This window comes from Symbiopectobacterium sp. RP, assembly GCF_050472005.1.
In the GTDB taxonomy this organism is placed as follows: Bacteria; Pseudomonadota; Gammaproteobacteria; order Enterobacterales; family Enterobacteriaceae; genus Symbiopectobacterium.
The window spans coordinates 399,792-426,266 of sequence record NZ_JBGOGS010000002.1 but is presented as its reverse complement, the minus strand read 5'-3'; the positions used below and the strand labels follow the sequence as shown (position 1 = coordinate 426,266).

The window sequence follows — 26,475 nt, the reverse complement described above, 5'->3', positions numbered from 1 at the left end:
GGGTCGATTGGACTGCCTTACCTGTGCTAATTTTCGCATTATACACGATACGCGCACTTAATCTTTACCGTTGAGTCACCGGATATCACATCGTGTGATGACTGGATTCGTGATCGCTTTCGATAGTTTGCTTAAATTTTCATGTGATATGCATTTTTCGCGCGTTTTTTGGTTTCTGAGGCGTTTTGGTGTGTGCCAGCATAACGGTAGAAACGTACAAGGATGCGCTTATGAGACAATCTGTTCTTCAATACGGCACGGTGTTGTTTTTCCTGGTGCTGTTGCAATTATTGACGATGCTGGTGCGAACGGCTTTGTTGAATAAATAGATTTTATGCTGGCAGCCCAGCGAAACGACGGATCCTTGCAACGTAAAATCATGCAGTTAGGCATCATGAGAAAAGTGTACACCTGAGATGACAAGCATTTTCAACCAAAACTGGCATGGAAAAACAGCATGATTACCTATTATTCAACAAAGCCGGTGCGAACATCAATATCCGATCCCCACGTGCGAGCCGTGACGCTGGTGACTCAGGAAAAGCGTTTTTCAGTATGCTGGGATCGTTATTCTTGGTGGCAGCGGTTGGAAAGAAGGCTTGATTCCGCGCCAGATACGACAAAAAAACCAATACCTCACCGGCACTCTTTACAAGTGGTGAAAATAATAACGCGCTGGATTAAGCAAGGAGCGAAAACCATTCGCTGTATCCATAAAATTTCCTAGCAACGGTAAAAGGCTGTCTCCGGTCTTGTCTTATCACCAGCGTAGAAGGTTATGCGCTAATCTGCGCGTCTAATAAAAACTTTAGTAGTGTTTACGTTTAACAATGCTGCGTTTGTTAAAACCAAGGTGAGCGTTAAAAAAATATATTATTCATGAACTCATCAATTATAGCCAAGCGACATTATTTTGATAACAATTAGCTGTATTTTTTTGCCACATATCAGGGCATTGGCTGTAATCATTTTTAAATCGGTTGGCTATACTTCTCCTGCTGGATCTGCTCTTACCAAACTTCTGCCCGCGCTGATTGAATTATCGCTCAGCGTGCTATTTACCTTTTTCCTGATGCGGTTGATCTCACTGGGTGGTCGTTATTTCTACCGACTTATCTCCTCACTATTAGTGTTGGTTTCGGTTGCCGCCAGTTACTACATGACGTTTTTTAATGTGGTTATTGGTTACGGGATAATTGCCGCTGTGATGACCACGGATGTTGATTTGTCAAAGGAGGTGATTGGCTGGCGATTTATGGTTTGGACGTTGTGTGTCAGCGCCATACCTTTGGCAATCATCTGGAAGGCCGATTTGCACAATACCCTTATCGAACAATTAAAAACGCTAGGGAAACGTATTAAACCTGTGTCAATCCTGCTGGCTGTTGTCGCGTTGGTATGGGGCACCATGGAATATATGGGGAGCGAGCAAAAGCGCGTGGAAAAACGAACCAATATCGATTTGCCCAGCTATGGCGGTGTTATTGCGCACTCGTATTTGCCATCCAACTGGATCTCGGCGTTGGGATTGTTCGCTTACACGCAATATGATGAAAGTCAGGATGCGACGGAACTGTTCGACCCCGCCCAAAAATTTACCTATATCGCCCCCGCTGGCATTGAGGATACCTATGTGGTTTTTATTCTGGGGGAGACGGCCCGCTGGGATCATATGGGGCTGCTCGGTTATCAGCGTGATACCACACCGCAGCTGTCAAAAGAGCGTAATCTGGTGGCGTTCCGGGGTCAGTCTTGTGATACCTCAACCAAACTCTCCATGCGCTGCATGTTCGTGCGTGAAGGCGGGGCTGAAAACAATCAGCAACACACGTTGAAAGAACAAAATATTTTCAATGTGCTGCGTTCATTGGGGCTTCACCTCAGAACTGTTCACGATGCAAAGTGAGGTCTGGTTTTATAATAGCATTAATGTGTACTAGCTCAGACCTGATCTGACAGTTACTGATTATTTATACAGGTGTCTGTCAGATTACATCTGGTTCAGATTCTTTTCTGCCCAGCTCCGTTTTCCATCGAGTAAAGTGGCCATCGGCGTACGCCCGCAGCACATTTTTCACTGATGAGTTCGCTCAGTATTGTAATGCCACAACCAGTTGTCCAGATCTACCTGCAGGCTTTCCAAGTCTCCATATAACTTCTTGCGGAACGTAACCTGATAAAAATCCTTCAAAATGGTTTTATGGAAGCGCTCGCAGATGCCGTTCGTCTGCGGAGACATCGCCTTCGTTTTCGTATGCTCGATATCGTTGATAGCCAGATAAAGCTGATAATCATGCTGCTCCACTTTACCACAGTACTCCGTACCCCTGTCGGTCAGTATTCTCAGCACCGGCAGTCCCTGAGCCTCGTAGAACGGGAGTACGCGATCATTGAGCAGGCCGGCTTTGTGTTTGATAATGGGATTGTTAGTATGAAGCATGAGAGTTACCTCGCGTTTTGTTTAAGGATTAGACACCCATATCAAAACCGGTAACTCTCAACCTTCAAGGTCCAGTGTCAGATCTAGTCGCGACTAATACAATTAATGCCAACAACTACTCATTCCGCGAAATGATCGCTTCCGAAGAGCGCAATGAAGGCAAATCTGTTGACGATATAGCTAAGCGACTTAATTTTGATTACACCATATGGACTGAGAACAAAATCTCTGTATCGCAACCACTCTCTCTTTTTTTTGCTTTTTGCTTGTGCCCATTTATGTAGGCAAATACTCCACCATATACCCTGCATCGATGATGACTTGTTGAATATTATGTTTTTTGTGAAAAGTTGCATTGTCCATCACGATTACCCTGCTTTTAGGGAGTACTGGGATAAGGACTTGTGTGACCCAGGAATAGAAAACATCGCTGTTAATATTGATATCAAATAATCCGATAGCAAACAGCGTTGTGCCTAATAAAGCGCCGATAACATTTGTTCTTCCCTTGGCTCCCCCGTTCTTCAGGCCAAAACACCGTTGACCTTTTGGGGAATAGCCGTGAGTCCGGGGGGTATCGTGTGGAAAACCACTTTCATCAATAAAAACAATAGGCTTACCTTCTTTTTCATACTGTTGTATTTTTTGTTGAAATGTTTGCCGGGCGCTTTCGTCGGCTTTCGGATGACATAGAGTTTTTTTTATAGGTCAATCCCAGCTTTTTAAGAGCTTGCCAAATGGCCTTCTGACAAACGCCAAAACGCTCTGCACGTTCTTTTTGGTAAGCATCTGGATATGGTTCAACATCTTTTATCAACTCGGATTTATCGCTCTTTCGCTGACGCGTGGTCGATGCTTTTGACGCTATTTGATTAATCCAACGCGATACAGAGGCAGGGCCAATCCGAAATTGCTTCGCTGTTTCTCGGATACTCAACCCTTCTTCTTCCCGTGTAGATATCACTTTACGTCTAAAATCAATTGAATAGCTCATCTAAATAATGTAATCAAAATTAAGTTGTTTAGCTATATGCTATTGGTCGATGAGGTGAAGGGGTCATTAGCACGTTATCCCAAGGGTAAGCATTTGATCGTGCTGCACACCAAAGGCTCCCATTATCTCTATTCGATGCGCTATTCGCGCGTTATCAGCGGCTTTGTTGAATAATAGTGAGTCATGCTGTTTTGCCAGCCAGTTTTGGTAGAAAATGCTTGTCACCTCAGATTTACAGTTTTCTTATGAGGCCTAACTGCATGATTTTGCGTTGCGAGGATCTGTCGTTTCACCGGGGGTGCAGCATAAAATATGTTTATTCAACAAAGCCGTTACCAGCCTGAATGTATGGGAGTTGATGCCTCCTGCTAACGTGATCAACTGATTAACGCGTTTGATAACAGCGTGTTGTACACCGACACCTTTATTAAAAATGTGTTGGATTCAGGTGCGTGACAAGAAAGCACTGGTGTTTTATGCCTAAGATCACGGTGAATCGATTGACGATAACTACCATTTGCACGGCACACCACGTGATGTTGCACCGCAGGAACAGTTCCGTTCGCCGATGCTGGTGTGCATTACCGGCGCGTTGATGGGATAGGCGGTTGTGCGTTTTCGCGTCAACCACGCGCCGAGCGTGCTCTTTTATCAAAAAGGGATTGACGCTTTTTGGAGGGCGCAGTAAGATACGCCCCGCATTCGGCGAGTAGCGCAAGACGTTCGGGACGTTCGGGACGTGTGGGTCGGAGGTTAAAATCCTCTCTCGCCAACCAAATCCCCCCGTTTTTTGGGATGTTACATATCATAAACGGAGCGTGTGAAAGTGAATATCAATAAAAAGCTATTGGCATTATCTGTGGTATTGTCCGCAATGAGTGGCTGTGTTATCGCTAGGGCAGATACACATACACTCGGCCTGGGTTATTCTCAGGGAAAAGTGAATAATTTTAAAAATCTCCGTGGTGTCACAGCGAAATATCACTATCAGCCTGACGGTTCACTGGGTTTTACCGGCTCGCTAACCTATATGGGTGGATCTAAAGGCTTTGATCTCGATGGAGATAAAGCAAATGCACAGCTAAAGTATTATTCGCTGTTAGTGGGTCCATCTTATCACGTTAATGAATTTGTGAGCCTTTATGGCTTAGCAGGCGTCGCGCAGACTAAAGGAAAAATTTCTGGAACTGACGCTGATGGCGATAATATCTCTTTCAAGGATAAAGAATCAAGTTTTGCTTATGGAGTCGGTGTTCAGATCTCTCCAGCAGCAAACTGGAGTATCGATATGGGTTATGAAGGATCGACAGCCAAAAATATAAAAATCAGCGGATTTAATATCGGCCTTGGCTATCGCTTCTGATACTGAATAGCGTGATTACGCCGAAGAGGACTTCGGCGTTTCCTTTCCCTACAGAGAATCTGCCATGGCATGCTCGTCGATGTGCGTGAACTGACGTTTGGCGTGGTAATGCTGCCACACGGTAAAATTTTCATTATCCATAGGTTTGGCATACAAAAATCCCTGAATGTAGCCCACGCCGTGTTGTGTCAGGTAGTGAAGCTAACGCGTGGTTTCCACCCCTTCAGCTACGATCTTCAAATTAAGGCGGTGAGCGAGACTGATCTGATAATGGTATCTAAAATCGGCGTCTCTTCTTCCTGTGACGAAATAGTGCGAACAAATCCCTGATCGACTTTCACGTAATCGAGCGGGAAGCTTTGCAGATAAGACAGAGAGCAATGGCCAGTGCCAAAATCATCAATCGCGACATGTATGCCTTCCTGACGTAGCTGTTGCAAGCGCTGCGCCACTTCCGGTCCTTCGCTAATGAGACTGCGCTCGGTCAGCTCTAGCGTTATCAAAAAGCGGTGGGCCGACACATTCAAGCCCAGATGAAAATTCGGCTCGATATGCCAACTGGTAACCTCTTCCTCCACGAGTTTCAACAAATGGCGTGTTAGTGGGATAATCATATTTTCCGCTTCAGCGGCGGCAATAAACACATCCGGGCGAATCCACTGTCCATCGGCGCGCCGCCAGCGCAAGAACGTTTCTGCGCCGGTGCAGCGTTATGCCTCGGTACCGTAAGCCGGCTGATAGTAGACAGAAAACTCATTGTTGGTGATGCCGCGGCGTAATTCGTCCTGAAAGGAGAGCTTGCGTTTTTGCCAATACAGCGCGGCCAAAATAAACAGCGCGGAAAGTACCACTGTGAGCGGCAACAGCGTCAGAAAGGCAAACTGCTAGGCATTACCCATTTCTGCAGCGGGAGCGGTAATGGAGACAACAATGGGAAAGCGTTCCGATGTGATGTGATATTCGACACCAGAAAGCCATTCAGGTTGATGCGGTACGGTGGTGGCACTGGGATGAATCAAATCGCCATCCCCCACTCTGATATTCAGTTGAAAGTCGCGCAGCTTGTTGACAGCATTCATTAGCGTCACCAGATATTGCGCATCAACCAGGCCAAAAGCACCCCAACCATCGTCCGGCGTGCGAATAAAAATGAGCGTTGGGCTGATGTCGGCATCTTTGATCTGATCGACAGAGAGGCTCCAAGCGGGAGGTAATTTTGCCGGAAGCGGCATCATGATCACATCGCTGATTTCCAGAGCGTTATGGGCAAACAGCGAGGAGCAGTAAATGCTCTTGTCATAGGTCAGGCCGATGGAGCGAAAATAAGCGAACTGCGCTCTGAGCCGTTGGAGATCGTCTCTGATATCCTCACACAGCTTTCCTTGCAGCGGTTGCAGGGCTTCCAGCAGTGACTAGGCACGGGTGGTAATGCTTTCCGCCTGATCCAGCGCCAGCGTCGCCGTGGATTGCAGATCCCGTTGCGCGATTTGTCGTGATTCAACAAAGGTGAAAAGTAATATCAATAGCAATGGGAACACCCCGGCGCAGAGAATCAGCCAGCGGCCCCGTTGTTGCGCGAGTTTATGCTGTGGACTCACGTCACTACTCCTTGCTACCACGTAGATATGACTCTGCCTGTCGCGGTGTATACCCGTCATACTTCAAGTTGCATGTGCGTTGGTTGCACTCGCTCACCCGAATCACTTACTTCATGTAAGCTCATCGGGATTAATGAATCTCATCCCTGAGATTCACCCTGCGGGCCAGCGCAGGCGCTGTTCAAATCTGTTCCAGACAGATTTGTCGCTCCCTTGCCGCGTTACGAGACTCATAAATGAGCCTCGCTCTAAAGGGCATAGGTATAGCCAACCGACTTAAAAATGATTACAGCCAATGCCCTGATATGTGGCAAAAAAATACAGCTAATTGTTATCAAAATAATGTCGATTGGCTATATCTACACATCTTTTGCAAAATAGCTAAACGACTTAATTTTGATTGCATTATTTAAATGAGCTATTCAATTGATTTTAAACGTAAAGTGATATCTACACGGGAAAAAGAAGGGTTGAGTATCCGAGAAACAGCGAAGCAATTTCGGATTGGCCCTGCCTCTGTATCGTGTTGGATTAATCAAATAGCGTCAAAAGCATCGACCACGCGTCAGCGAAAGATCGATAAATCCGAGTTGATAAAAGATGTTGAACCATATCCAGATGCTTACCAAAAAGAACGTGCAGAGCGTTTTGGCGTTTGTCAGAAGGCCATTTGGCAAGCTCTTAAAAAGCTGGGATTGACCTATAAAAAAAAACTCTATGTCATCCGAAAGCCGACGAAAGCGCCCGGCAAGCATTTCAACAAAAAATACAACAGTATGAAAAAGAAGGTAAACCTATTGTTTTTATTGATGAAAGTGGTTTTCCACACGATACCCCACGGACTCACGGCTATTCCCCAAAAGGTCAACGGTGTTTTGGGCTGAAGAACTGGGGAGCCAAGGGAAGAACAAATGTTATCGGCGCTTTATTAGGCACAACGCTGTTTGCTATCGGATTATTTGATATCAATATTAACAGCGATGTTTTCTATTCCTGGGTCACACAAGTCCTTATCCCAGTACTCCCTAAAAACAGGGTAATCGTGATGGACAATGCAACTTTTCACAAAAAACATAATATTCAACAAGTCATCATCGATGCAGGATACATGGTGGAGTATTTGCCTACATATTCGCCAGATCTTAACCCCATTGAGCATAAATGGGCACAAGCAAAAAGCAAAAAAAGAGAGAGTGGTTGCGATACAGAGATTTTGTTCTCAGTCCATATGGTGTAATCAAAATTAAGTCGCTTTGCTATAGCAACGAGATCACCAGCGCGGAAGTCGCTCACTGGTATTACTGGCGCTGGGGTATTGAATCCTTTTTTAAGCTGCTGAAAGGTGCCGGTCATGATGTAGAAAAATGGCTTCAGCGCAGTGCTGGTGCCCTGCTACGCAGGTTATTGATAGCTAGCATGGCATGTGTGCTGGTATGGCGGCTGCAACGCGCTGAAGGAGACGACAATGCGGCAGCCCGTCAGTTAATTTGCCGATTATCCGGACGACAACAAAAACGAGGGCGTAAAGAAAGCGCCCCAGCGCTGCTTGCCGGACTATCCATCCTGCTAAATACCTTGATGTTATTAGCAGACTATACCCCGGAAGAACTTGCCCACTTAGCTATGGTTGTTTTTAACCCTTTATGATGTGTAGATACCTATGGCTCAGGATCAAGGCGACGTGCTGTAAAACACAAAAGGACGGTTTCCCGTCCTTTTTTCGTTTATGCACGTAATGCGGGTTACGCATTACGCATCAAACGGATCGCGCAGGATCATGGTTTCGCTACGGTCAGGGCCGGTGGAGATAATATCAACCGGCACGCCGGTGACCTCTTCCACACGCTTGATGTAGTTCAGCGCAGCCTGCGGCAGTTTGCTGTGATCTTGCACACCAAAGGTGCTTTCCGTCCAGCCCGGCAGGGTTTCATAGGTAGGCTCGATGCCTTCCCAACCTTCAGCCGCCAGCGGCGTCACATCAACTTCATCACCGTTCGGCATACGATAGCCGACGCAGATCTTCACTTCTTTCAGTCCATCCAGCACGTCCAGTTTGGTCATGCAGAAACCGGACAGGGAGTTGATCTGTACGGCGCGGCGTACGGCAACCGCATCCAGCCAACCGGTGCGACGACGACGGCCTGTGGTTGCACCAAACTCGTTGCCTTTCTGCGACAGGTGCTCGCCAACATCATCAAACAGCTCGGTAGGGAATGGACCTGCACCAACGCGGGTAGAGTAAGCTTTGACGATACCCAGCACGTAATCCACGTAACGCGGCCCCAGACCAGAACCGGTAGCAACGCCGCCCGCCGTGGTGTTAGAGGAGGTCACGTACGGATAGGTACCGTGGTCGATGTCCAGCAGCGTACCTTGCGCGCCTTCGAACAACACCAGATCGCCACGCTGATGCGCTTTGAATAGCAGATCGGAAACATCAACCACCATTGCAGTGAGGATGTCGGCAATCGCCAGCACATCATCCAGCACTTTCTGGTAGTCCACAGCTTCCACTTTGTAATAATTCACCAGTTGGAAGTTGTGGTACTCAACGATCTCTTTCAGTTTGACGGCAAACGCTTGCTTGTCGAACAGATCGCCCACACGCAAACCACGACGTGCCACTTTATCTTCATACGCCGGGCCGATACCACGACCCGTGGTGCCGATAGCTTTCTCACCACGCGCTTTTTCGCGGGCGTTATCCAACGCGACGTGATAAGGAAGAATCAGCGGACACGCTTCAGAAAGCAGCAGACGTTCGCGTACCGGAACACCGCGTGCTTCCAATGCGGTCATCTCTTTCATCAACGCATCAGGTGCCAGCACAACACCGTTACCGATGATGCTAACCACGTTTTCACGCAGGATGCCAGAGGGGATTAAGTGGAGGACGGTTTTCTCACCGTTAATAACCAGAGTGTGACCAGCATTGTGACCACCCTGGTAGCGCACAACATACTTAGCCCGTTCAGTCAGCAGGTCAACGACCTTGCCTTTACCTTCGTCACCCCATTGGGTGCCCAGTACGACGACGTTCTTACCCATTTCAAGAATCACCAGGTTGCTTAAAAATGGATTCTATCATCTCACTTGGTTGCTTTCAGTACTTTTAGCATACGTTTGCGCACATTTTTTGATGCCATTCAGCTTCCCGCTCGATGACGCAACATGTAGTAGATCACGATGCCGGCAACCAGTAATCCAGCGCTAAAACGGCGCAAAATAGTGTCTGGCTGCTGCGCCATCGCCAGGATCATGCGACGCTAAATCCGTGGGAACAGCAGCGGCCCCAGCCCTTCCACAATCAAGACCAGGCCTAGCGCCAGCCAAATGGTGATACTCATACCGACTCCAATGGAAAATTTTGCCATTAAATCTATGGTCACCCCCGTTTTTGCAACACAGATTTTGATTTATGATGGGCTTGCGTAAGTCTATTCGGCGTCTGGTGGCCATTAATGCCCGCGCCACGATGAGTTCCGCACCTGCAGAACCTTAAGAAGCCCTCGGCTTCATAGAGCCATTTTTTATGTCAGGTTCATCAGCAGGCCGATATGCCGTTCATGTCATCAATTATCTGTCGTCGCAAAACCAGAAAGTAATCTGTTAACTCACTGAGCCAGCGATTTTTTTCGGTGGCTCTTTTATTTGCTGAACGCTGCCTGATGGACTGTCACCGCCCAGGCTATCCGCGCAAGTTTGTTCGCCAGCGCACACGCCACCACATTCGAGTGATGGCTGACAAGCTGCTTTGTACCCACTCTGCCAGACGCCCTAGGTTGTGTTCCAGCCGCTGCATAAACACCCGCGCACATTGCACCAGCCGCCGTCGCAGATTCTTGTCACCCCGCTTGCTGATGCCCATCAGTGTCGTCTTCCCACCCGTGCTGTACTGGCGGGGAACCAGCCCTGTCGAAGCCGAAAAATCACGGCTGCTGGCATGGTTTTTACCATCCCCTAGGGGCATAGGTATCTACACATCTTTTGCAATATCTGCTATTACGTTGCTGCATGATCTCAACTTATGCATCGGCGGGATTGATGCCCACCTTAACCGGCGTTATAGCCAAGCGACATTATTTTGATAACAATTAGCTGTATTTTTTTGCCACATATCAGGGCATTGGCTGTAATCATTTTTAAGTCGGTTGGCTATACCTATGCCCTAGGGGGTGGCTAACAGGCTCGCTGTTATCGGCCCGACGCCGGGAATGGTCAGCAGGCGTTGGGCAGTTTCATCCTCCGCAAGGTGGGTTTTCAGTTCCTTATCGATTTCATCAATTTCCCCGTTGAGGTAAATATACTGGCTGTGAAGTCTGCTCAGAACCCTTGCCAGATAAGGTGGGAAGTCATTTTCTTCCAGCACCGCGGCCAGACGCCGTATCACGGCAATACCGCGAGGCAGACTGACACCGAACTCCAGTAAAAAAGCGTGCATCTGGTTGGTGGTTTTAACGCGTTGCCGTATCAGCGAGCCACGGACCCGATGTAGGGCAGCCATTGCCTGCTGGTCTTCCGTGCGGGGTTTTACAAAGCGCATGGAGGGCCGGGAAGCTGCTTCGCAGATAGCTTCTGCATCAACAAAATCGTTCTTGTTACTCTTAACAAAAGGGCGAACGAACTGTGGGGAAATCAACTTTGCCTCATGGCCTAAATCAGCGACTCGGCGAGCCATGAAGTGTGCACCGCCGCAGGACTCCATCACCACGGTCGCCGACTTGCAGGATGTAAGAAAATGGATCAGCTGAGTGCGGGAAAACTTTTTACGCAGCAGTGCATGACCTTTTTCGTTCTGACAGTGAACGTGGAAGGAATGTTTACCGAGATCGATACCAATAAGCGTAACGTTTTGCATGATGATCCCCTTCAGAAAGAAAAACACCCTGTTAGCGTACCGCTCACAGGGTGGGGGTGACCATCTCATTAAGCCCTGAGCAGCTGCTCAGGGCTTTTTACTTTGTGCCATAGTTACCTTGCTCTGTAAAGATCTGTTATGCAGTGCAAGTCTTGCCGAATATCCCTGTCACTCAGGCCGTTCTTTGCTTAAAGTAATAGCGTGTAGTGCTGAAGAGACAAGCAGGTTCGTTGTGCGAAAGAAAACCTATGCGATGAGGTATAGCCAAGCGACTTAATTTTGATTACATTATTTAAATGAGCTATTCAATTGATTTTAGACGTAAAGTGATATCTATACGGGAAGAAGAAGGGTTGAGTATCCGAGAAACAGCGAAGCAATTTCGGATTGGCCCTGCCTCTGTATCGCGTTGGATTAATCAAATAGCGTCAAAAGCATCGACCACGCGTCAGCGAAAGAGCGATAAATCCGAGTTGATAAAAGATGTTGAACCATATCCAGATGCTTACCAAAAAGAACGTGCAGAGCGTTTTGGCGTTTGTCAGAAGGCCATTTGGCAAGCTCTTAAAAAGCTGGGATTGACCTATAAAAAAACTCTACGTCATCCGAAAGCCGACGAAAGCGCCCGGCAAGCATTTCAACAAAAAATACAACAGTATGAAAAAGAAGGTAAACCTATTGTTTTTATTGATGAAAGTGGTTTTCCACACGATACCCCACGGACTCACGGCTATTCCCCAAAAGGTCAACGGTGTTTTGGTCTGAAGAACTGGGGAGCCAAGGGAAGAACAAATGTTATCGGCGCTTTATTAGAGCCTGTTTAAGATGTTGTGTAAATGCCTTTTCTCAGAAGTGACCGTCAAGGCGGTCACCGAACTCGATAATAAAGTGACTCATTGCCATACGCCAGTCCTGTAAGGGCATCGTCCATTTCTGTGATGCCGCCTGGATTGCCAGCCATACGACCTTCTTCACCGAGTCATCAGTCGGGAACACCTTGCGTTTCTTGATTGCATGCCGGAGCACGCTGTTCAGTGATTCTATAGCGTTCGTCGTGTAGATTACCTTGCGAAGTTCCTGCGGGTACGAGAAGAATGTCGACAGGTTGGCCCAGTTTGACTGCCAGCTCCGGCTTATCTGCGGATAGCGGTGATCCCATGTCCCGCCGAACGCCTCCAGCGCCTGAAGCGCGGCCTCTTCGGTTGGAGCCTGATACACTGCTTTGAGGTCGCGTGTTATAGCCAAGCGACTTAAAAATGATTACAACAGATACCCTGATATGCGGCAAAAAAGCATAGCTGGCTGTTATCAAAATAATGTCGGTTGGCTATATTCCCGGACACGCAGCACCAACGCTGTTGGGTGCACAAAACCGCTAATGTGTTGGCTTCACACCCCAAAGCCATGCAACCGAAAGTTAAGGCTGAGCTGCGGGAGGTTTGGCTGGCAGAGAGCCGCGATGCCGCTAATGAAGCCTTTGATGTTTTGTTGGCAAGGTTTTCAGCGAAGTATCCTGCAGCGATGAAGAAGCTGGAGAAAGCTCAAGAAGAACTGCTGGCATTCTACGACTTCCCGTCAGAGCACTGGGCGTCAATAAGAACGACAAATCCGATTGAATCGGCTTTTGCGACTGTGAGGCTACGAAGCAGAGGCGCGAAGAACGATGGTTCGAGAGAAACAACCCTGTCAATGGTATTTAAGCTGCTCCAGTCAGCTCAGAAAAGCTGGAACCGACTAAGAGGATTTGACCTGCTGACCCTGGTTGTAAGCAACGTCCAATTTAAGGATGGAGAACAGATTCACTAAGCATCAGAGCGGAATGTAGCCTGATCGCCATACACCTGATTTGCTAATAACTCTTTCGCGGGTGCTCATCCCTTTGGCATACAACGATAAAATCTGGTTATCCATCCCGGAGAGCCGGGTCTGGTTCTTCTTCACCAGTTGCGGTTCAAAGGAACCATCACGATCACGTGGTGTACGCAGTTCGAGCGGACCCTCGCCGGTGGTAACAGTCTTTGTGGAGTAGCCATTGCGCGTGTTAGTTCCTGATTTGGACTGGTGCTTCTCATGCCCGAGGTGATGGGTCATTTCAGCATTAAGGGCAGCTTCAACGCAGATCTTTTTCAGCAGGCGATCAAACTGGTTGAGAGCGTCAGGGGTTTTGAGATTTTTGGCCAGCTCGTTAGCCAGAGCCTGTAACTGTTTTTCGTCCATAAAGTAACCTGCTTTTGATGTTGGATTGAACATATCAAAATCAGGCAATTACACAATCTCGTGTACAGGCTCCGGCCCACAGATTACGGATGAGCGACGAAACCTACCGCGTCGTACACTTTTTTCAGCGTCGCAGTGGCTTTGAGACGCGCTTTTTCAGCACCGTCACGCATCACCTGTTGCAAGAAAGCTTCATCGTTGCGGAAATGATGATAGCGCGCCTGCAACTCGGTCAGCATACCGGAAACGGCTTGTGCGACCTTGCCCTTCAGCTGACCATACATTTGGCCTTCAAAGGCTTTTTCCAGTTCAGGAATCGGTTTTCCCGTAACCCCGGACAGAATATCCAGCAGGTTGGATACCCCTGCCTTGTTGGCAATGTCATAACGCACTACTGGCGGTTCATCGGAATCCGTCACCGCACGTTTGATTTTTTTCACTACGGCTTTCGGATCTTCCAGCAGTCCAATCACGTTATTGCGGTTGTCATCCGACTTGGACATTTTTTTAGTGGGGTCCAGCAGCGACATCACACGCGCGCCGGATTTGGGAATAAACGGCTCTGGCACTTTGAAAACGTCACCGTAGAGCGCATTGAAGCGCTGAGCAATATCGCGGCTCAATTCCAGATGCTGTTTCTGATCTTCACCCACTGGCACTTGATGGGTTTGATACAGCAGAATATCGGCCGCCATCAGCACCGGATAGTCAAACAAACCGGCAGTGATGTTGTCGGAATAGCTCGCTGATTTGTCTTTGAACTGCGTCATGCGGCTCAGTTCACCAAAGTAGGAATAGCAATTTAGCACCCAGCTCAGTTGCGTGTGCTCTGGCACATGAGACTGAACGAAGATGGTGCTTTTCTGCGGATCAATACCACAGGCCAGATAGAGCGCCAGCGTATCCAACGTTGCTTTGCGCAACTGCTGGGGGTCCTGATGCACGGTGATGGCATGCAGGTCAACGATGCAGTATATGCAATCGTAATCATCCTGCATGTTCACCCACTGACGTAATGCACCCATGTAGTTACCAATGGTAAGTTCACCGGACGGCTGTGCGCCGCTAAAAACTATGGGCTTATTCATGCTGACGCTTCCTGATTTTTTGACGTAAGTGGCCCCACCAGGGGCAAAAGTTGTGAGAAGCGCTCAAGCACCACGTCAGGTTGACTCAGCGCAATGGCTTCTCCGTAGTTATAGCCATAAGTCATGCCCACGTTCGGGCAACCTGCGGCCTGTGCCGCCTGAATATCGTTGCGCGAATCGCCGACAAACAACAATTCGGATGCCAGTACCCCCTGCAGTGCCAATACCAGGTAGAGCGGCGCAGGGTGCGGCTTTTTCATTTTGACATCATCACCGCCGACAATCTGGCTAAACAACCCGGCAATACCCAGCGTCTCCAGCAGCGGCGCGACAAAAGGCGTCGGCTTATTGGTGACTAACGCCAGCGGGTAGCCCCAGTCAGCCAGTTGGGTCAGCGTGGCGTGCACGTCGGGAAACAGCGTACTGCCGCTGTCCACCGTTTGCGTATAGTTGCGATCAAACAGTTCGCGCGCCGTGCGGGTATCTTGCGCCGTAGGCGTCATTCCCGCCCAGCACAACGCCCGTTCCACCAGCACATCAGCACCGTTGCCGATCCAGGTAGCAATGCGCGCTTTACCCGCCGCAGGCAGATTCAGCGCTTGCAGCGCCATATCAACGGCATCCGCCAAACCCGGCGCGCTGTCGACCAGCGTGCTATCCAGATCGAAAGCCAACCCGCGAACCATACTGATGTCAGCCATGAGATACCTTACTCAATTCACTGCGCATGTTATCAATGACAGCGCGATAATCGGGGTGACCGAAAATAGCAGAGCCTGCCACGAACATATCCGCACCGGCTTGCGCAATCTGGGCAATGTTATCGACTTTTACACCGCCATCCACTTCCAGTCGAATGTCATAGCCGCTCTCATCGATGCGTTGGCGCACCTGACGCAGCTTATCTAACGTGCCGGGAATAAAAGATTGCCCGCCAAAGCCAGGATTGACCGACATCAACAGAATGATATCCAACTTATCCATTACATAATCAAGGCAACTGAGCGGCGTCGCCGGATTCAGCACCAGTCCGGCTTTGCAGCCGTGATCCTTGATCAGTTGCAGCGAGCGATCGACATGCTCGGAGGCTTCCGGATGGAAGGTGATAAAGCTGGCACCGGCTTCGGCGAAATCGGGAATAATACGGTCTACCGGTTTCACCATCAGATGAACATCGATAGGAGCGGTAATGCCATAGTTGCGCAATGCTTTAAGCACCAGCGGCCCGATAGTCAGGTTGGGAACATAGTGGTTATCCATGACATCGAAGTGAACCACATCGGCTCCAGCAGCCAGCACACTGGCGGTGTCTTCCCCTAACCGGGAAAAGTCGGCCGATAAGATGGACGGAGCGATCAAGAAAGGCTTCATTCGTATCTCCAAACAGTTTGTAGGATAACCAGCGCTATGCGCGCGCATCGGGTATTAACGCAGTGGCGCACCATAGAGCGCCAACAGCTCATTAACCTTGCTCCGCCCCATGATATTGCGACTGATGGTGCGTCTCGCCCTTACCACATACAGCGCCGCATCCTGATACCACGCTCGAGTCAGCTCGGTATCATGGTTGGATATCAGTACGGGAATGGCACTCTCCACCGACAACCGATACGCCAGCGTCGCCAGGCTCTGTTGATCGATGTTCTTGAAATTATTCGTGTGATACGCCGTAAAATTCGCCGTTGCGGAAAGCGGAGCATAAGGAGGATCGCAATAGACCACCGCTCCTTGCGTTGCTTTGAGCAAAGTCTGCTGATAATGCTCACAAACAAAAGTGGCATTGCGCGCTTTGAGGGCGAACCAGCGTAACTCCTCTTCGGGAAAATACGGTTTTTTGTAACGGCCAAAGGGCACGTTGAATTCGCCCCGCATGTTATAGCGGCACAATCCGTTATAACAGTGGCGATTCAGATACAAAAACAGTACCGCACGACGATAAGGCACCGCACAAAGATTGAAGTCATCACGCAACAGATAAAATATTTCCGCCACGTTGTACTCATCGGTGAACAGTTCGCGCGCGTCACGAATGAAATCGTCGGTTTGCGTCTTAACGATATCGTAGAGATTGATGAGGTCACTGTTAATGTCCGCCAAGATGTAACGGTCGTATTCCGTATTCAAAAACACCGAACCGGCCCCGACAAACGGCTCAATTAAACAGTCTCCTTCAGGTAGATAGCGGCGAATCTCTTCTACCAGCGGATACTTCCCACCAGCCCATTTTAAAAAAGCGCGGTTCTTCTTCATGCCGTCGTTAGTTACTCATTACATTTCAGAGCCGCGGATTGTACTCTGTGTCAGACAGCACATCAGGGCTAAAATTGGTGTTACTTATTCAAGTCCTGCTTCACCTGACAGATCGGCTTAACCCATGGTTTTTGTGCCTGCACGGCCGCAGGAAGCGATGCCGCCGCCTGTTTCGCTTCCGCAGAAGAAGCGTAAACACCGTTCACCAATACATACCAAGGCTTACCGTCCCGCTTGGTTTCATAAACCCAGGCGTTGGGTAGGTTGTGCTGTGTGGCGTAAGCTTTCAGCGTATCTGAACGTGATGCACTGCTCAATTGCAGTGTGAAATGGCTGGCGGGTGCATTCTGAATCGATCCTCCCTGCCCTGAAACCGTCGCCTTGTTCCCAGAGGATGTCGGCTTGCCTGATGTCATCGGCACTTTTTGCGCTGGCGTTAGGGCTGATTTGCTCTGTGCGGCCTTATCCTGAACGTTTTTAGCATGTGCAGCCTTCTCCTGCGCCGTCTTCTCTGAGACGTGCGGCGGGTTTTTCGCTGAAGGAACCACAGTAGCAGGCGCAATCGGCAGAGTAGTTACCGGCGAGGAGCCCGAGGTCGCTCCTTGCGAGAAGGCGTTAACCTTCTCTTGCTGCGTCGAAAGCGCATCCGCCATGTTGCCCGGCAACTCAACACGCAGCTGCCCGACAGGCGGAGGCGTGACTTGTGCTTGTGTCGGTGAACTTGCGACCGGCGGCGCATTCAAGGTTTGCGGCTGACCTGGCGCGGTAGCGTTCCCTGATGCGGCGTCCCCTTGGGCGGGCGTTACCTGCGCCATCGAAGAAGAAGAGGATAAATCGATACTCTTATCACCGTTACCCGACGCTGCAGTTGGCGCGCCTTCTGCCGGTTTAGACGGAGATTGCAAGGCTGAGCCTACGCCAATGATCAACAACACCAGCACCACGATCCCGATACCAATCATCAAATGTTGACGAGAGAGCGATAACTGCGGCGCAGAAAGACGGGGGCTGCGTTGCTGACGTTGTGGCCGCCGATCGCTGGTATCCGGTTTTAACGCATCTTCTGGTTTAAATCCGTCCATTTAAACCCCTCCAACTATAAAAAACATATACTCGCTGCGCGGTAAGCGAATTGTTGAATTATAAGACATTATCTTCTATTAACCATAAACCATCAGCGTGAATATGCCTGCAAATACCCGAAAAACCGCATTCACGCCCTGCAATCAGCGATAGACGCCAACACAATATCGTGTGATACGCCACCACGCACTTCCGAGCGTCCAATTGCGGTAGGTAAAACCAAGCGCAGCTCGCCCGCCTGTACCTTTTTATCACGCATCATATGGGGAAGATAAGATTCTGGCGACATCGCATCCGGGCCCTGAATCGGCAATCCTGCACGCTCGAGCAATGCGAGAATACGATCGATGTCCGACACTCTGAACTGGCCTAGCCTTCTCGCCGCGTGCGCGGCCATCATCATGCCCGCCGCCACCGCTTCACCGTGTAACCAGTTGCCATACCCCATTTCAGCTTCGATTGCATGACCATAAGTGTGACCCAAGTTAAGCAGCGCACGCCCCCCGCTTTCGCGTTCATCCGCAGCCACCACCTCGGCTTTCAGTTCACAGCAACGGCGAATGCAGTAAGAGAGCGCCGCAGGCTCCAGCGCACGGACAGCGTCAAGATTATTCTCCAACCAAACGAAGAACTCGCCATCAAGAATAATCCCATATTTGATCACCTCGGCTAGGCCGGAGGAAAACTCCCGGGCCGGTAAGGTGCGAAGACAATCCAAATCGATAACCACAGAAGCGGGCTGATAGAACGCACCAATCATGTTTTTACCGAGCGGATGATTGACCGCCGTCTTCCCGCCGACAGAGGAGTCAACCTGTGATAGTAGCGTTGTAGGTACCTGAATAAAGCGTACGCCACGTTGATAGCTGGCGGCAGCAAAGCCCGCCAGATCGCCAATCATACCACCACCCAGAGCAACGATCGTTGTGTCCCGACCATGGGTTTTTTGCAGCAATGCGGTAAAGACGTCGTTCAATACCGTTAGCGATTTATACTGCTCGCCGTCTGGCAATATGACGTGGTCGACTTTCACGCCAGCCTGTTCAAGCGCACAGCTCACGGCTTCAAGATAGAGCGGAGCCAGCGTCTGGTTGGTCACCAACATCACCTTTTCGCCCGCGGTCAGCGGCATAGAAGTCGGGTCAGCAAACAACCCAGCGGCTATCGTAATGGGATAGCTGCGTTCCCCTAATGTTACGGTAATTCTTTCCATGCGCGTGGTTCACCCGCTTGGCCCCGGAGCTCAGGGCGATGTTGTTACTCAGTTGCCATCCAACATACTGATAATCTGATTGGAAACCACCTTGGCGCTCTGCTCATCCGTGCGAATGGTGACATCAGCAATTTCTTCATACAGCGGGTTACGCTCTCTTGCTAACGCCTCCAGCACTTCGCGCGGCGGATCCTCTACCTGAAGCAAAGGACGCGTTTTGTCACGCTGCGTGCGCGCCAACTGTTTTTCAATGGTGGTTTCCAAATAGACCACAACGCCGCGCGCAGACAGGCGATTGCGCGTCTCGCGTGATTTTACTGAGCCACCTCCGGTAGCCAGTACGATACCCTGTTTTTCGGTCAATTCGTTGATGACTTTTTCTTCGCGTTCGCGAAAACCTTCTTCGCCTTCGAGATCAAAAACCCAGCCCACATCAGCCCCGGTGCGTCGCTCAATTTCTTGATCGGAGTCGAAAAACTCCATATTGAGTTGCTGAGCTAACTGACGGCCAATAGTGCTTTTGCCGGCACCCATAGGCCCAACCAGAAAGATATTGCGTTTCTCTGCCATGTTTTTTTGGTGTTACTAAGACTATTTGTTAATGATAACCCGCCCCGCCAATCAACCCAGCGGCGGGGCCTAAACTGAAACCTCATGAGCTATAGTTCGAGAATCAGACGGAGAATTATCTCAATACTCAGGGGCATTTGGCAACCGAATAAAATGTCTTGCCCCGCGCCAAACAGCAAAAAGCGTATTAATTATGCATCGTTCGGTAAGATAATTCCGCTTCGACAGACCGCAGCGCTCAATGGGCTAACCTTGTATGCTAAATCCAGCGCAGCGTCAAACTGAGAAAGCGGAAACGGGTAAAACGTGGATCGCCGAGCACACCGTTATACACCTATCACGACGAAGCGGCGACCAATGTCGGAGTGATAAAAATCACCAGTTCACGCCGCCTACGCTCAGTTCTTTGATGTTGAAACAGTGAACCCAGCAGCGGTACTTTTCGTTCCCCTCGATTTTTTTGTTGTTGAAAAATCCAACCCAACACAATCGTCTCACCATCAGACACCGTAACCTGGGTTTGAATTTCTTGTTTATCGATCGCGAGTGTTTCGCCATTGTCGCTCTGTTTAATCACCAACCCTGGCATGTTTTGGCTGATTTTCAGGTTAAGGATATAGCAAAGCGACTTAATTTTGATTACACCGTATGGACTGAGAACAAAATCTCTGTATCGCAACCACTCTCTCTTTTTTTGCTTTTTGCTTGTGCCCATTTATGCTCAATGGGGTTAAAATCTGGCGAATATGTAGGCAAATACTCCTCCATATACCCTGCATCGATGATGACTTGTTGAATATTATGTTTTTTGTGAAAAGTTGCATTGTCCATCACGATTACCCTGTTTTTAGGGAGTACTGGGATAAGGACTTGTGTGACCCAGGAATAGAAAACATCGCTGTTAATATTGATATCAAATAATCCGATAGCAAACAGCGTTGTGCCTAATAAAGCGCCGATAACATTTGTTCTTCCCTTGGCTCCCCCGTTCTTCAGGCCAAAACACCGTTGACCTTTTGGGGAATAGCCGTGAGTCCGTGGGGTATCGTGTGGAAAACCACTTTCATCAATAAAAACAATAGGTTTGCCTTCTTTTTCATACTGTTGTATTTTTTGTTGAAATGCTTGCCGGGCGCTTTCGTCGGCTTTCGGATGACGTAGCGTTTTTTTATAGGTCAATCCCAGCTTTTTAAGAGCTTGCCAAATGGCCTTCTGACAAACGCCAAAACGCTCTGCACGTTCTTTTTGGTAAGCATCTGGATATGGTTCAACATCTTTTATCAACTCGGATTTATCGCTCTTTCGCTGACGCGTGGTCGATGCTTTTGACGCTATTTGATTAATCCAACGCGATACAGAGGCAGGGCCAATCCGAAATTGCTTCGCTGTTTCTCGGATACTCAACCCTTCTTCTTCGCGTGTAGATATCACTTTACGTCTAAAATCAATTGAATAGCTCATTTAAATAATGTAATCAAAATTAAGTCGTTTAGCTATAATTTTGCCCTCACGCAGCACCGTAGGCGTTACTTCCATACCCAATACCGCTTCTTTAAACTGGATGGCGGTCGCACCGCTGGTGCCGCTGGATACCTGATAGGGAATTTCCGTACCCTGCTTGATGCATAGGTATCTACACATCATAAAGGGTTAAAAACAACCATAGCTATAGCCAACCGACATTATTTTGATAACAGCCAGCTATGCTTTTTTTGCCGCATATCAGGGTATCTGTTGTAATCATTTTTAAGTCGGTTGGCTATAAGTGGGCAAGTTCTTCCGGGGTATAGTCTGCTAATAACGTCAAGGTATTTAGCAGGATGGATAGTCCGGCAAGCAGCGCTGGGGCGCTTTCTTTACGCCCTCGTTTTTGTTGTCGTCCGGATAATCGGCAAATTAATTGACGGGCTGCCGCATTGTCCTCTCCTTCAGCGCGTTACAGCCGCCATACCAGCACACATGCCATGCTAGCTATCAATAACCTGCGTAGCAGGGCACCAGCACTGCGCTGAAGCCATTTTTCTACATCATGACCGGCACCTTTCAGCAGCTTAAAAAAGGATTCAATACCCCAGCGCCAGTAATACCAGCGAGCGACTTCCGCGCTGGTGAGCTCGTTGCTAACGTTTGTGAGCAGCGTCCAGCGTCCGATAAATTTACCGTGAGTATCGGTAAGGCGAACCACAACTAATCTGAGTGTCAGAGCTACGTCTGGCTGAACTTTCACTCGCCGTCCGGTGTTCTTGTCTTTCCGCTTCGCTTTTGCTGTTCACGTTATAGCCAAGCGACATTATTTTGATAACAATTAGCTGTATTTTTTGCCACATATCAGGGCATTGGCTGTAATCATTTTTAAGTCGTTTGGCTATATGATCACGGATGTTTCCCCGATCTCCATATTGGCTTTTTTCCCTTTCCAGCCAACCTGTCCGTTTGCGATAAATGGCAGATCGTCTGCAATTTCACCAATTTTACGGGTGTCACCGCCCCACTCGGCCCGATGCCCTTCCTTTCCCCGGATAAGCCAACATATTCCCTGGGAGCTTAATGTGCGTATATGCCCGATAGAGTCACCTTCACGGTCAATGAGATGAACTAACTTCTTCCCGGTATCAAGAGACTCAACACGGGCGATATCAGCCCTCAAAGCATCCATATGAGTCCTACTCTCAGACAAGCCTTCGGTTAGCGTTGAACGACAACCCGCCCTATCGGTTAGAGTTTGAGACAGGGGCGCTATTGGTAAACCATTTGCAGCATCAACCAGTAGGCGGGTTTGTAGTTCATAACCGACGTCGCCACCATGCGTCATTTTCAAACGTTCTTCTTTCCCATTGTGGGTACGAAACTGTAAATGAGACCAGTCGTGAACGACGGGAGCGTATGGATGCGGGCTAAGTGCAACTTGCCGGAGAGCCAGCGAAATAATCGGTTCATTGAGCTGACTGAAGCTAATACGTTCATTATTAAAAAAACGCCAAACGGCCTGAGTAGTGGCGAATGTTGTTTTCTGCGCGCAGGCAAGGTCTTTAACGGCTGACGCCAATGGTGCTGGGGGAGTCATGTGTTGCTTAACCAGACGCTGATAACGCCGGTTAAGGCGGGCATCAATCCCACCGATGGATAAGTTGAGATCATGCAGCAACGTAATAGCAGATATTGCAAAAGATGTGTAGATATAGCCAAGCGACTTAATTTTGATTACACCATATGGACTGAGAAGAGCCTGTACACGAGATTGTGTAATTGCCTGATTTTGATATAGCCAACCGACTTAAAAATGATTACAGCCAATGCCCTGATATGTGGCAAAAAAATACAGCTAATTGTTATCAAAATAATATCGCTTGGCTATACCTATGCCTCTAGGCATTAAATGAGCCTGTTTAAGATGTTGTGTAAATGCCTTTCCTCAGAAGTGACCGTCAAGGCGGTCACCGAACTCGATAATAAAGCGACTCATTGCCATACGCCAGTCCTGTAAGGGCATCGTCCATTTCTGTGATGCCCCTTGGATTGCCAGCCATACAACCTTCTTCACCGAGTCATCAGTCGGGAACACCTTGCGTTTCTTGATTGCATGCCGGAGCACGCTGTTCAGTGATTCTATAGCGTTCGTCGTGTAGATTACCTTGCGAAGTTCCTGCGGGTACGAGAAGAATGTCGACAGGTTGGCCCAGTTTGACTGCCAGCTCCGGCTTATCTGCGGATAGCGGTGATCCCATGTCCCACCGAACGTCTCCAGCGCCTGAAGCGCGGCCTCTTCGGTTGGAGCCTGATACACTGCTTTGAGGTCGCGTGTTACCGCCTTATCGTCCTTCCAGGCAACGAAGCGCAGACTGTTGCGCGCCATGTGCACGATGCACAACTGGATGCGGGCTTCCGGGTAGACCGTGTTGATGCCATCCGGGAACCCTTTCAGGCCGTCCACACAGCCAATGAGGATGTCGGTCAGGCCACGGTTTTTCAGTTCTGTCAGCACGTTCAGCCAGAACTTTGCGCCTTCATTTTCGGCCAGCCACATCCCCAGTAGCTCTTTCTGGCCTTCGATATTGATACCCAGCGCCAGGAACACAGACTTATTGATAACGCGGCTGTCCTGCCGGACTTTCAGAACGATACAGTCAAGGTAAACAATGGGATAAACCGCATCCAGGGGGCGATTTTGCCATTCAACAACCTGCTCCATAACGGCATCGGTGACCTTCGATACCAGGGCGGGTGAGACATCCGCGTCATACAGTTCTTTGAACGCAGCGGCAATTTCGCGGGTGGTCATCCCTTTGGCATACAACGATAAAATCTGGTTATCCATCCCGGTGAGCCGGGTCTGGTTCTTCTTCACCAGTTGCGGTTCAAAGGAAGCATCACGATCACGTGGTGTACGCAGTTCCAGCGGATCATCGCCGGTGGTAACAGTCTTTGTGGAGTAGCCATTGCGCGTGTTATAGCCAAGCGACATTATTTTGATAACAATTATCTGTATTTTTTGCCACATATTAGGGCATTGGCTGTAATCATTTTTAAGTCGGTTGGCTATAGTTCCAGATTTGGACTGGTGCTTCTCATGCCCGAGGTGATGGGTCATTTCAGCATTAAGGGCAGCTTCAACGCAGATCTTTTTCAGCAGGCGATCAAACTGGTTGAGAGCGTCAGGGGTTTTGAGATTTTTGGCCAGCTCGTTAGCCAGAGCCTGTATAGCCAAGCGACATTATTTTGATAACAATTAGCTGTATTTTTTTGCCACATATCAGGGTATTGGCTGTAATCATTTTTAAGTCGGTTGGCTATAACTGTTTTTCGTCCATAAAGTAACCTGCTTTTGATGTTGAATTGAACATATCAAAATCAGGCAATTACACAATCTCGTGTACAGGCTCGGGAATAGCCGTGAGTCCGTGGGGTATCGTGTGGAAAACCACTTTCATCAATAAAAACAATAGGTTTACCTTCTTTTTCATACTGTTGTATTTTTTGTTGAAATGCTTGCCGGGCGCTTTCGTCGGCTTTCGGATGACGTAGAGTTTTTTTATAGGTCAATCCCAGCTTTTTAAGAGCTTGCCAAATGGCCTTCTGACAAACGCCAAAACGCTCTGCACGTTCTTTTTGGTAAGCATCTGGATATTGTTCAACATCTTTTATCAACTCGGATTTATCGATCTTTCGCTGACGCGTGGTCGATGCTTTTGACTCTATAGCCAACCGACATTATTTTGATAACAGCCAGTTATGCTTTTTTGCCGCATATCAGGGTATCTGTTGTAATCATTTTCAAGTCGGTTGGCTATATTTGATTAATCCAACGCGATACAGAGGCGAGTTATGCTCATTTCTGGTGTACGGGGTTTCGGGGAGGGTGGCGTATCCTGCTGATTGATTTCGTGGATGATTTCAACAACAGAGAGATGATACCCCATGAAAAAGTCTACCCTACAGGTCTCCGCAGAACCAGATATTGCCGGTGATCCCTTGCATGAACTCATTCGTAATGGTGCCAGGAAATTGATAGCTGCCGCCGTTGAGGTTGAGCTCGAAGCCATGCTGCAACAACATGCTGAACGCCGCCTTGACGACGGGCGTCATGCTGTCGTTCGTAACGGCTATAGCCAAGCGACATTATTTTGATAACAATTAGATGTATTTTTTTGCCACATATCAGGGCATTGGCTGTAATCATTTTTAAGTCGGTTGGCTATAACACCGGAGTTGGATCAGGTGCTTGATGCTATCTTCTTGTTTGCCGGGTTGACCTCGTTGATGAGCAATGGTGCCCATGCGGCGGGCGGCCCATGCGCTCTACGAGGGCTTTACCGTGTGCGATAAGACGCGCACATACGGGCATGGCCTGCTGGTGGGGTTTGGTAATATCTGTTTACTGGCGCAGGAAGGGCGTAGCGATGATGAATTGCTTGAAGCCATTGCGTTGGCGAAGGATTGTGCCATTCCAACATCACTGGCAGCGATTGCACCAACCCTGACTTCTGAGAAACAGGCGGCCATATTGAATGCGGCCGTGACGGCACCGGATATGGGCAATATGCCCAATGTCGTTACCCGCGAGACGCTACGCGAGGCTATTCATCGCGTAGAACGTCTGACTATCAGCGCCTGTTAACAGGCGCTATAAAGTGTGGCCTGGTATAAAAAACTCAATCAGTTAGCCCTAAGCGCCTTGAGCAATTAAGCAACTCTGTCACTTTATGTACATTGAGCTTTTTCATAATGTTCAGTCGATGGGTTTCGACCGTTTTAACGCTGATGCACAGCTGTTCACTGATAAGGCGGTTGGTGTAGCTGTTGGCAATAAGTCTCAGTATTTGCCGTTCACGCGGTGTCAGCAACTCCGGACTGCCCCCTTCCGTGTTCAGGGCGGAGTTGATGGCATCTCGGTTGAGAGCCGGGTCGATATACCTTTTTCGGACGGCCATGGTCTGTATTGCAGCCAATAATGTCTTTTGGCTACTGTTTTTTAATACGTACCCCATGGCGCCAGCTGACAGAGTGCGTATTGCCATAAACTCCTCGTTATGTGCGGTGTAAGCGAGGATTGCCATTTTAGGCCAGCGCGAGCAGAGCTGTGGGATAAGATCCAGCCCATTGATACCCGGCAATCCCAGATCGAGGATCACAATATCTGGTTCGTGCAGGCGGCAGGCGTTATAGACCTCAAGGCCATTTTCAGTGTGCGCAATGATACGGAAGCGCGGATAGGGCACCAGCAAATTGATAATGCCGTTTATGATCAACTCATGATCGTCCACCAGCAAAATTTTATGATCGTTCATATTCCATTCCTCTCAA

At 48.9% G+C, this 26,475-nt stretch carries 30 protein-coding genes, 1 tRNA gene and 12 pseudogenes; 14 read left to right on the top strand and 29 right to left on the bottom strand.

Translation table 11 applies throughout. The features are described from left to right. Positions 1-185: 185 nt before the first annotated feature. From ACD630_RS20390 to eptB, 3 genes and pseudogenes are all read left to right on the top strand, one after another. A complete protein-coding gene (locus ACD630_RS20390; RefSeq protein ID WP_430360455.1) occupies positions 186-329 on the top strand; it encodes a hypothetical protein in 144 nt (47 codons plus the stop codon). A gap of 115 nt (positions 330-444) precedes the next feature. After that, on the top strand, positions 445-603 hold the full coding sequence (locus ACD630_RS20385) for a hypothetical protein (RefSeq protein ID WP_430360454.1): 159 nt from the start codon (positions 445-447) through the stop codon (positions 601-603). A 448-nt stretch (positions 604-1,051) separates the two neighbouring features. Then, positions 1,052-1,931 (top strand): annotated as a pseudogene (gene eptB / locus ACD630_RS20380) (kdo(2)-lipid A phosphoethanolamine 7''-transferase); the annotation flags it as partial. 59 nt (positions 1,932-1,990) lie between these two features. On the opposite strand, the pseudogene ACD630_RS20375 reads toward eptB, so the two are convergent. The 4 genes and pseudogenes from ACD630_RS20375 to ACD630_RS20360 all read right to left on the bottom strand — a co-directional run. Beyond that, positions 1,991-2,404, bottom strand: a pseudogene (locus ACD630_RS20375) (integrase core domain-containing protein); the annotation flags it as partial. 155 nt (positions 2,405-2,559) lie between these two features. Further along, a complete protein-coding gene (locus ACD630_RS20370) occupies positions 2,560-2,751 on the bottom strand; it encodes a hypothetical protein (RefSeq protein ID WP_430360453.1) in 192 nt (63 codons plus the stop codon). After that, complete coding sequence (locus tag ACD630_RS20365; RefSeq protein WP_430361216.1) at positions 2,717-3,043, bottom strand: transposase; 327 nt, start codon at positions 3,041-3,043, stop codon at positions 2,717-2,719. The genes ACD630_RS20370 and ACD630_RS20365 overlap by 35 nt, the downstream gene beginning before the upstream one ends. Positions 3,044-3,068: 25 nt before the next feature. Beyond that, positions 3,069-3,434, bottom strand: coding sequence for an IS630 transposase-related protein (locus ACD630_RS20360; protein ID WP_430360452.1), 366 nt, complete (start codon positions 3,432-3,434; stop codon positions 3,069-3,071). Positions 3,435-3,470: 36 nt separating this feature from the next. Between ACD630_RS20360 and ACD630_RS20355 the strand changes: the two genes are divergently transcribed. From ACD630_RS20355 to ACD630_RS20340, 4 genes and pseudogenes are all read left to right on the top strand, one after another. Then, a complete protein-coding gene (locus tag ACD630_RS20355) occupies positions 3,471-3,608 on the top strand; it encodes a hypothetical protein (protein ID WP_430361317.1) in 138 nt (45 codons plus the stop codon). A 153-nt stretch (positions 3,609-3,761) separates the two neighbouring features. Then, a pseudogene (locus tag ACD630_RS20350) lies at positions 3,762-4,011 on the top strand (sulfatase-like hydrolase/transferase); the annotation flags it as partial. A 126-nt stretch (positions 4,012-4,137) separates the two neighbouring features. Next, positions 4,138-4,210, top strand: a tRNA-Pro gene (locus ACD630_RS20345). 50 nt (positions 4,211-4,260) lie between these two features. Further along, positions 4,261-4,797 carry an Ail/Lom family outer membrane beta-barrel protein gene (locus tag ACD630_RS20340; RefSeq protein WP_430360451.1) on the top strand — a complete coding sequence of 179 codons (537 nt, stop codon included), beginning with the start codon at positions 4,261-4,263 and terminating at the stop codon, positions 4,795-4,797. Between the two features lie 48 nt (positions 4,798-4,845). Here the strand turns inward: ACD630_RS20340 and ACD630_RS20335 are convergent, their stop codons facing one another. The 4 genes from ACD630_RS20335 to ACD630_RS20320 form a co-directional block, all read right to left on the bottom strand. Continuing rightward, a complete protein-coding gene (locus ACD630_RS20335) occupies positions 4,846-4,974 on the bottom strand; it encodes a hypothetical protein (RefSeq protein ID WP_430360450.1) in 129 nt (42 codons plus the stop codon). 59 nt (positions 4,975-5,033) lie between these two features. Continuing rightward, on the bottom strand, positions 5,034-5,483 hold the full coding sequence (locus tag ACD630_RS20330) for an EAL domain-containing protein (RefSeq protein WP_430360449.1): 450 nt from the start codon (positions 5,481-5,483) through the stop codon (positions 5,034-5,036). Between the two features lie 198 nt (positions 5,484-5,681). After that, complete coding sequence (locus ACD630_RS20325; protein ID WP_430361215.1) at positions 5,682-6,161, bottom strand: CSS-motif domain-containing protein; 480 nt, start codon at positions 6,159-6,161, stop codon at positions 5,682-5,684. A gap of 48 nt (positions 6,162-6,209) precedes the next feature. Further along, positions 6,210-6,395 carry a hypothetical protein gene (locus tag ACD630_RS20320; protein WP_430360448.1) on the bottom strand — a complete coding sequence of 62 codons (186 nt, stop codon included), beginning with the start codon at positions 6,393-6,395 and terminating at the stop codon, positions 6,210-6,212. 413 nt (positions 6,396-6,808) lie between these two features. Here ACD630_RS20320 and ACD630_RS20315 point away from each other — a divergent pair, with 413 nt between their 5' ends. From ACD630_RS20315 to ACD630_RS20305, 3 genes are read left to right on the top strand one after another with little or no spacing between them, the layout of a single operon-like run. Further along, positions 6,809-7,279, top strand: a complete 471-nt coding sequence (locus tag ACD630_RS20315) for an IS630 transposase-related protein (RefSeq protein ID WP_430360447.1) — start codon at positions 6,809-6,811, stop codon at positions 7,277-7,279. Continuing rightward, on the top strand, positions 7,162-7,632 hold the full coding sequence (locus ACD630_RS20310) for an IS630 family transposase (RefSeq protein ID WP_430361214.1): 471 nt from the start codon (positions 7,162-7,164) through the stop codon (positions 7,630-7,632). The genes ACD630_RS20315 and ACD630_RS20310 overlap by 118 nt, the downstream gene beginning before the upstream one ends. Beyond that, the gene (locus ACD630_RS20305; RefSeq protein WP_430360446.1) at positions 7,557-8,042 is read left to right on the top strand and encodes a hypothetical protein; all 486 of its coding nucleotides are present in this window, start codon (positions 7,557-7,559) and stop codon (positions 8,040-8,042) included. The genes ACD630_RS20310 and ACD630_RS20305 overlap by 76 nt, the downstream gene beginning before the upstream one ends. 102 nt (positions 8,043-8,144) lie before the next feature. Here the strand turns inward: ACD630_RS20305 and ACD630_RS20300 are convergent, their stop codons facing one another. From ACD630_RS20300 to ACD630_RS20285, 4 genes and pseudogenes are all read right to left on the bottom strand, one after another. Next, on the bottom strand, positions 8,145-9,443 hold the full coding sequence (locus tag ACD630_RS20300; protein WP_430361213.1) for an adenylosuccinate synthase: 1,299 nt from the start codon (positions 9,441-9,443) through the stop codon (positions 8,145-8,147). Between the two features lie 98 nt (positions 9,444-9,541). Further along, positions 9,542-9,742, bottom strand: a pseudogene (locus ACD630_RS20295) (DUF2065 domain-containing protein). A gap of 300 nt (positions 9,743-10,042) precedes the next feature. Beyond that, positions 10,043-10,359, bottom strand: a pseudogene (locus ACD630_RS20290) (transposase); the annotation flags it as partial. Between the two features lie 210 nt (positions 10,360-10,569). Next, positions 10,570-11,253: pseudogene (locus ACD630_RS20285) on the bottom strand (IS110 family transposase); the annotation flags it as partial. 296 nt (positions 11,254-11,549) lie between these two features. On the opposite strand from ACD630_RS20285, the gene ACD630_RS20280 reads away from it, so the two are divergent. Continuing rightward, positions 11,550-12,077 (top strand): IS630 transposase-related protein, encoded by a 528-nt coding sequence (locus ACD630_RS20280; RefSeq protein WP_430360445.1) that lies wholly within the window; start codon positions 11,550-11,552, stop codon positions 12,075-12,077. Positions 12,078-12,099: 22 nt separating this feature from the next. Here the strand turns inward: ACD630_RS20280 and ACD630_RS20275 are convergent. Then, a pseudogene (locus ACD630_RS20275) lies at positions 12,100-12,495 on the bottom strand (transposase); the annotation flags it as partial. 90 nt (positions 12,496-12,585) lie between these two features. Here ACD630_RS20275 and ACD630_RS20270 point away from each other — a divergent pair. Beyond that, a pseudogene (locus tag ACD630_RS20270) lies at positions 12,586-13,059 on the top strand (transposase); the annotation flags it as partial. Positions 13,060-13,113: 54 nt separating this feature from the next. On the opposite strand, the pseudogene ACD630_RS20265 reads toward ACD630_RS20270, so the two are convergent. The 15 genes and pseudogenes from ACD630_RS20265 to ACD630_RS20195 form a co-directional block, all read right to left on the bottom strand. Next, positions 13,114-13,470, bottom strand: a pseudogene (locus ACD630_RS20265) (transposase); the annotation flags it as partial. Between the two features lie 83 nt (positions 13,471-13,553). Then, positions 13,554-14,558 (bottom strand): tryptophan--tRNA ligase, encoded by a 1,005-nt coding sequence (trpS, locus tag ACD630_RS20260; protein ID WP_430360444.1) that lies wholly within the window; start codon positions 14,556-14,558, stop codon positions 13,554-13,556. Further along, on the bottom strand, positions 14,555-15,259 hold the full coding sequence (locus ACD630_RS20255) for a phosphoglycolate phosphatase (RefSeq protein WP_430360443.1): 705 nt from the start codon (positions 15,257-15,259) through the stop codon (positions 14,555-14,557). The genes trpS and ACD630_RS20255 overlap by 4 nt, the downstream gene beginning before the upstream one ends. Continuing rightward, on the bottom strand, positions 15,252-15,929 hold the full coding sequence (gene rpe, locus ACD630_RS20250) for a ribulose-phosphate 3-epimerase (protein WP_430361212.1): 678 nt from the start codon (positions 15,927-15,929) through the stop codon (positions 15,252-15,254). The genes ACD630_RS20255 and rpe overlap by 8 nt, the downstream gene beginning before the upstream one ends. Positions 15,930-15,983: 54 nt before the next feature. After that, entirely contained in the window at positions 15,984-16,808 is an 825-nt protein-coding gene (gene dam, locus ACD630_RS20245; protein ID WP_430360442.1) for an adenine-specific DNA-methyltransferase, read from the bottom strand. 80 nt (positions 16,809-16,888) lie between these two features. Next, complete coding sequence (locus ACD630_RS20240) at positions 16,889-17,890, bottom strand: SPOR domain-containing protein (RefSeq protein ID WP_430360441.1); 1,002 nt, start codon at positions 17,888-17,890, stop codon at positions 16,889-16,891. A gap of 131 nt (positions 17,891-18,021) precedes the next feature. Further along, a complete protein-coding gene (gene aroB / locus ACD630_RS20235; protein WP_430360440.1) occupies positions 18,022-19,104 on the bottom strand; it encodes a 3-dehydroquinate synthase in 1,083 nt (360 codons plus the stop codon). 48 nt (positions 19,105-19,152) lie between these two features. Beyond that, a complete protein-coding gene (gene aroK, locus ACD630_RS20230; protein WP_430360439.1) occupies positions 19,153-19,674 on the bottom strand; it encodes a shikimate kinase AroK in 522 nt (173 codons plus the stop codon). Between the two features lie 337 nt (positions 19,675-20,011). Beyond that, positions 20,012-20,287 (bottom strand): annotated as a pseudogene (locus ACD630_RS20225) (DNA uptake porin HofQ); the annotation flags it as partial. A gap of 26 nt (positions 20,288-20,313) precedes the next feature. Further along, complete coding sequence (locus ACD630_RS20220) at positions 20,314-21,135, bottom strand: IS630 family transposase (RefSeq protein ID WP_430360438.1); 822 nt, start codon at positions 21,133-21,135, stop codon at positions 20,314-20,316. 27 nt (positions 21,136-21,162) lie between these two features. Beyond that, a pseudogene (gene hofQ / locus ACD630_RS20215) lies at positions 21,163-21,297 on the bottom strand (DNA uptake porin HofQ); the annotation flags it as partial. Between the two features lie 313 nt (positions 21,298-21,610). Beyond that, complete coding sequence (locus ACD630_RS20210; protein WP_430360437.1) at positions 21,611-21,901, bottom strand: hypothetical protein; 291 nt, start codon at positions 21,899-21,901, stop codon at positions 21,611-21,613. Between the two features lie 138 nt (positions 21,902-22,039). Further along, the gene (locus ACD630_RS20205) at positions 22,040-22,819 is read right to left on the bottom strand and encodes a hypothetical protein (RefSeq protein ID WP_430360436.1); all 780 of its coding nucleotides are present in this window, start codon (positions 22,817-22,819) and stop codon (positions 22,040-22,042) included. A gap of 267 nt (positions 22,820-23,086) precedes the next feature. Next, positions 23,087-24,379: an IS256 family transposase gene (locus ACD630_RS20200; protein WP_430360435.1), complete on the bottom strand. Its 1,293-nt coding sequence runs from the start codon at positions 24,377-24,379 to the stop codon at positions 23,087-23,089. 143 nt (positions 24,380-24,522) lie between these two features. Next, positions 24,523-24,876, bottom strand: coding sequence for an IS630 transposase-related protein (locus tag ACD630_RS20195; protein ID WP_430360434.1), 354 nt, complete (start codon positions 24,874-24,876; stop codon positions 24,523-24,525). 213 nt (positions 24,877-25,089) lie between these two features. Between ACD630_RS20195 and ACD630_RS20190 the strand changes: the two genes are divergently transcribed. Then, positions 25,090-25,299 (top strand): hypothetical protein, encoded by a 210-nt coding sequence (locus tag ACD630_RS20190; protein ID WP_430360433.1) that lies wholly within the window; start codon positions 25,090-25,092, stop codon positions 25,297-25,299. Positions 25,300-25,380: 81 nt separating this feature from the next. Continuing rightward, a pseudogene (locus tag ACD630_RS20185) lies at positions 25,381-25,789 on the top strand (oxidoreductase); the annotation flags it as partial. Between the two features lie 34 nt (positions 25,790-25,823). On the opposite strand, the gene ACD630_RS20180 reads toward ACD630_RS20185, so the two are convergent. Then, positions 25,824-26,459 carry a two component system response regulator gene (locus ACD630_RS20180; RefSeq protein ID WP_291969969.1) on the bottom strand — a complete coding sequence of 212 codons (636 nt, stop codon included), beginning with the start codon at positions 26,457-26,459 and terminating at the stop codon, positions 25,824-25,826. Positions 26,460-26,475 lie beyond the last annotated feature (16 nt).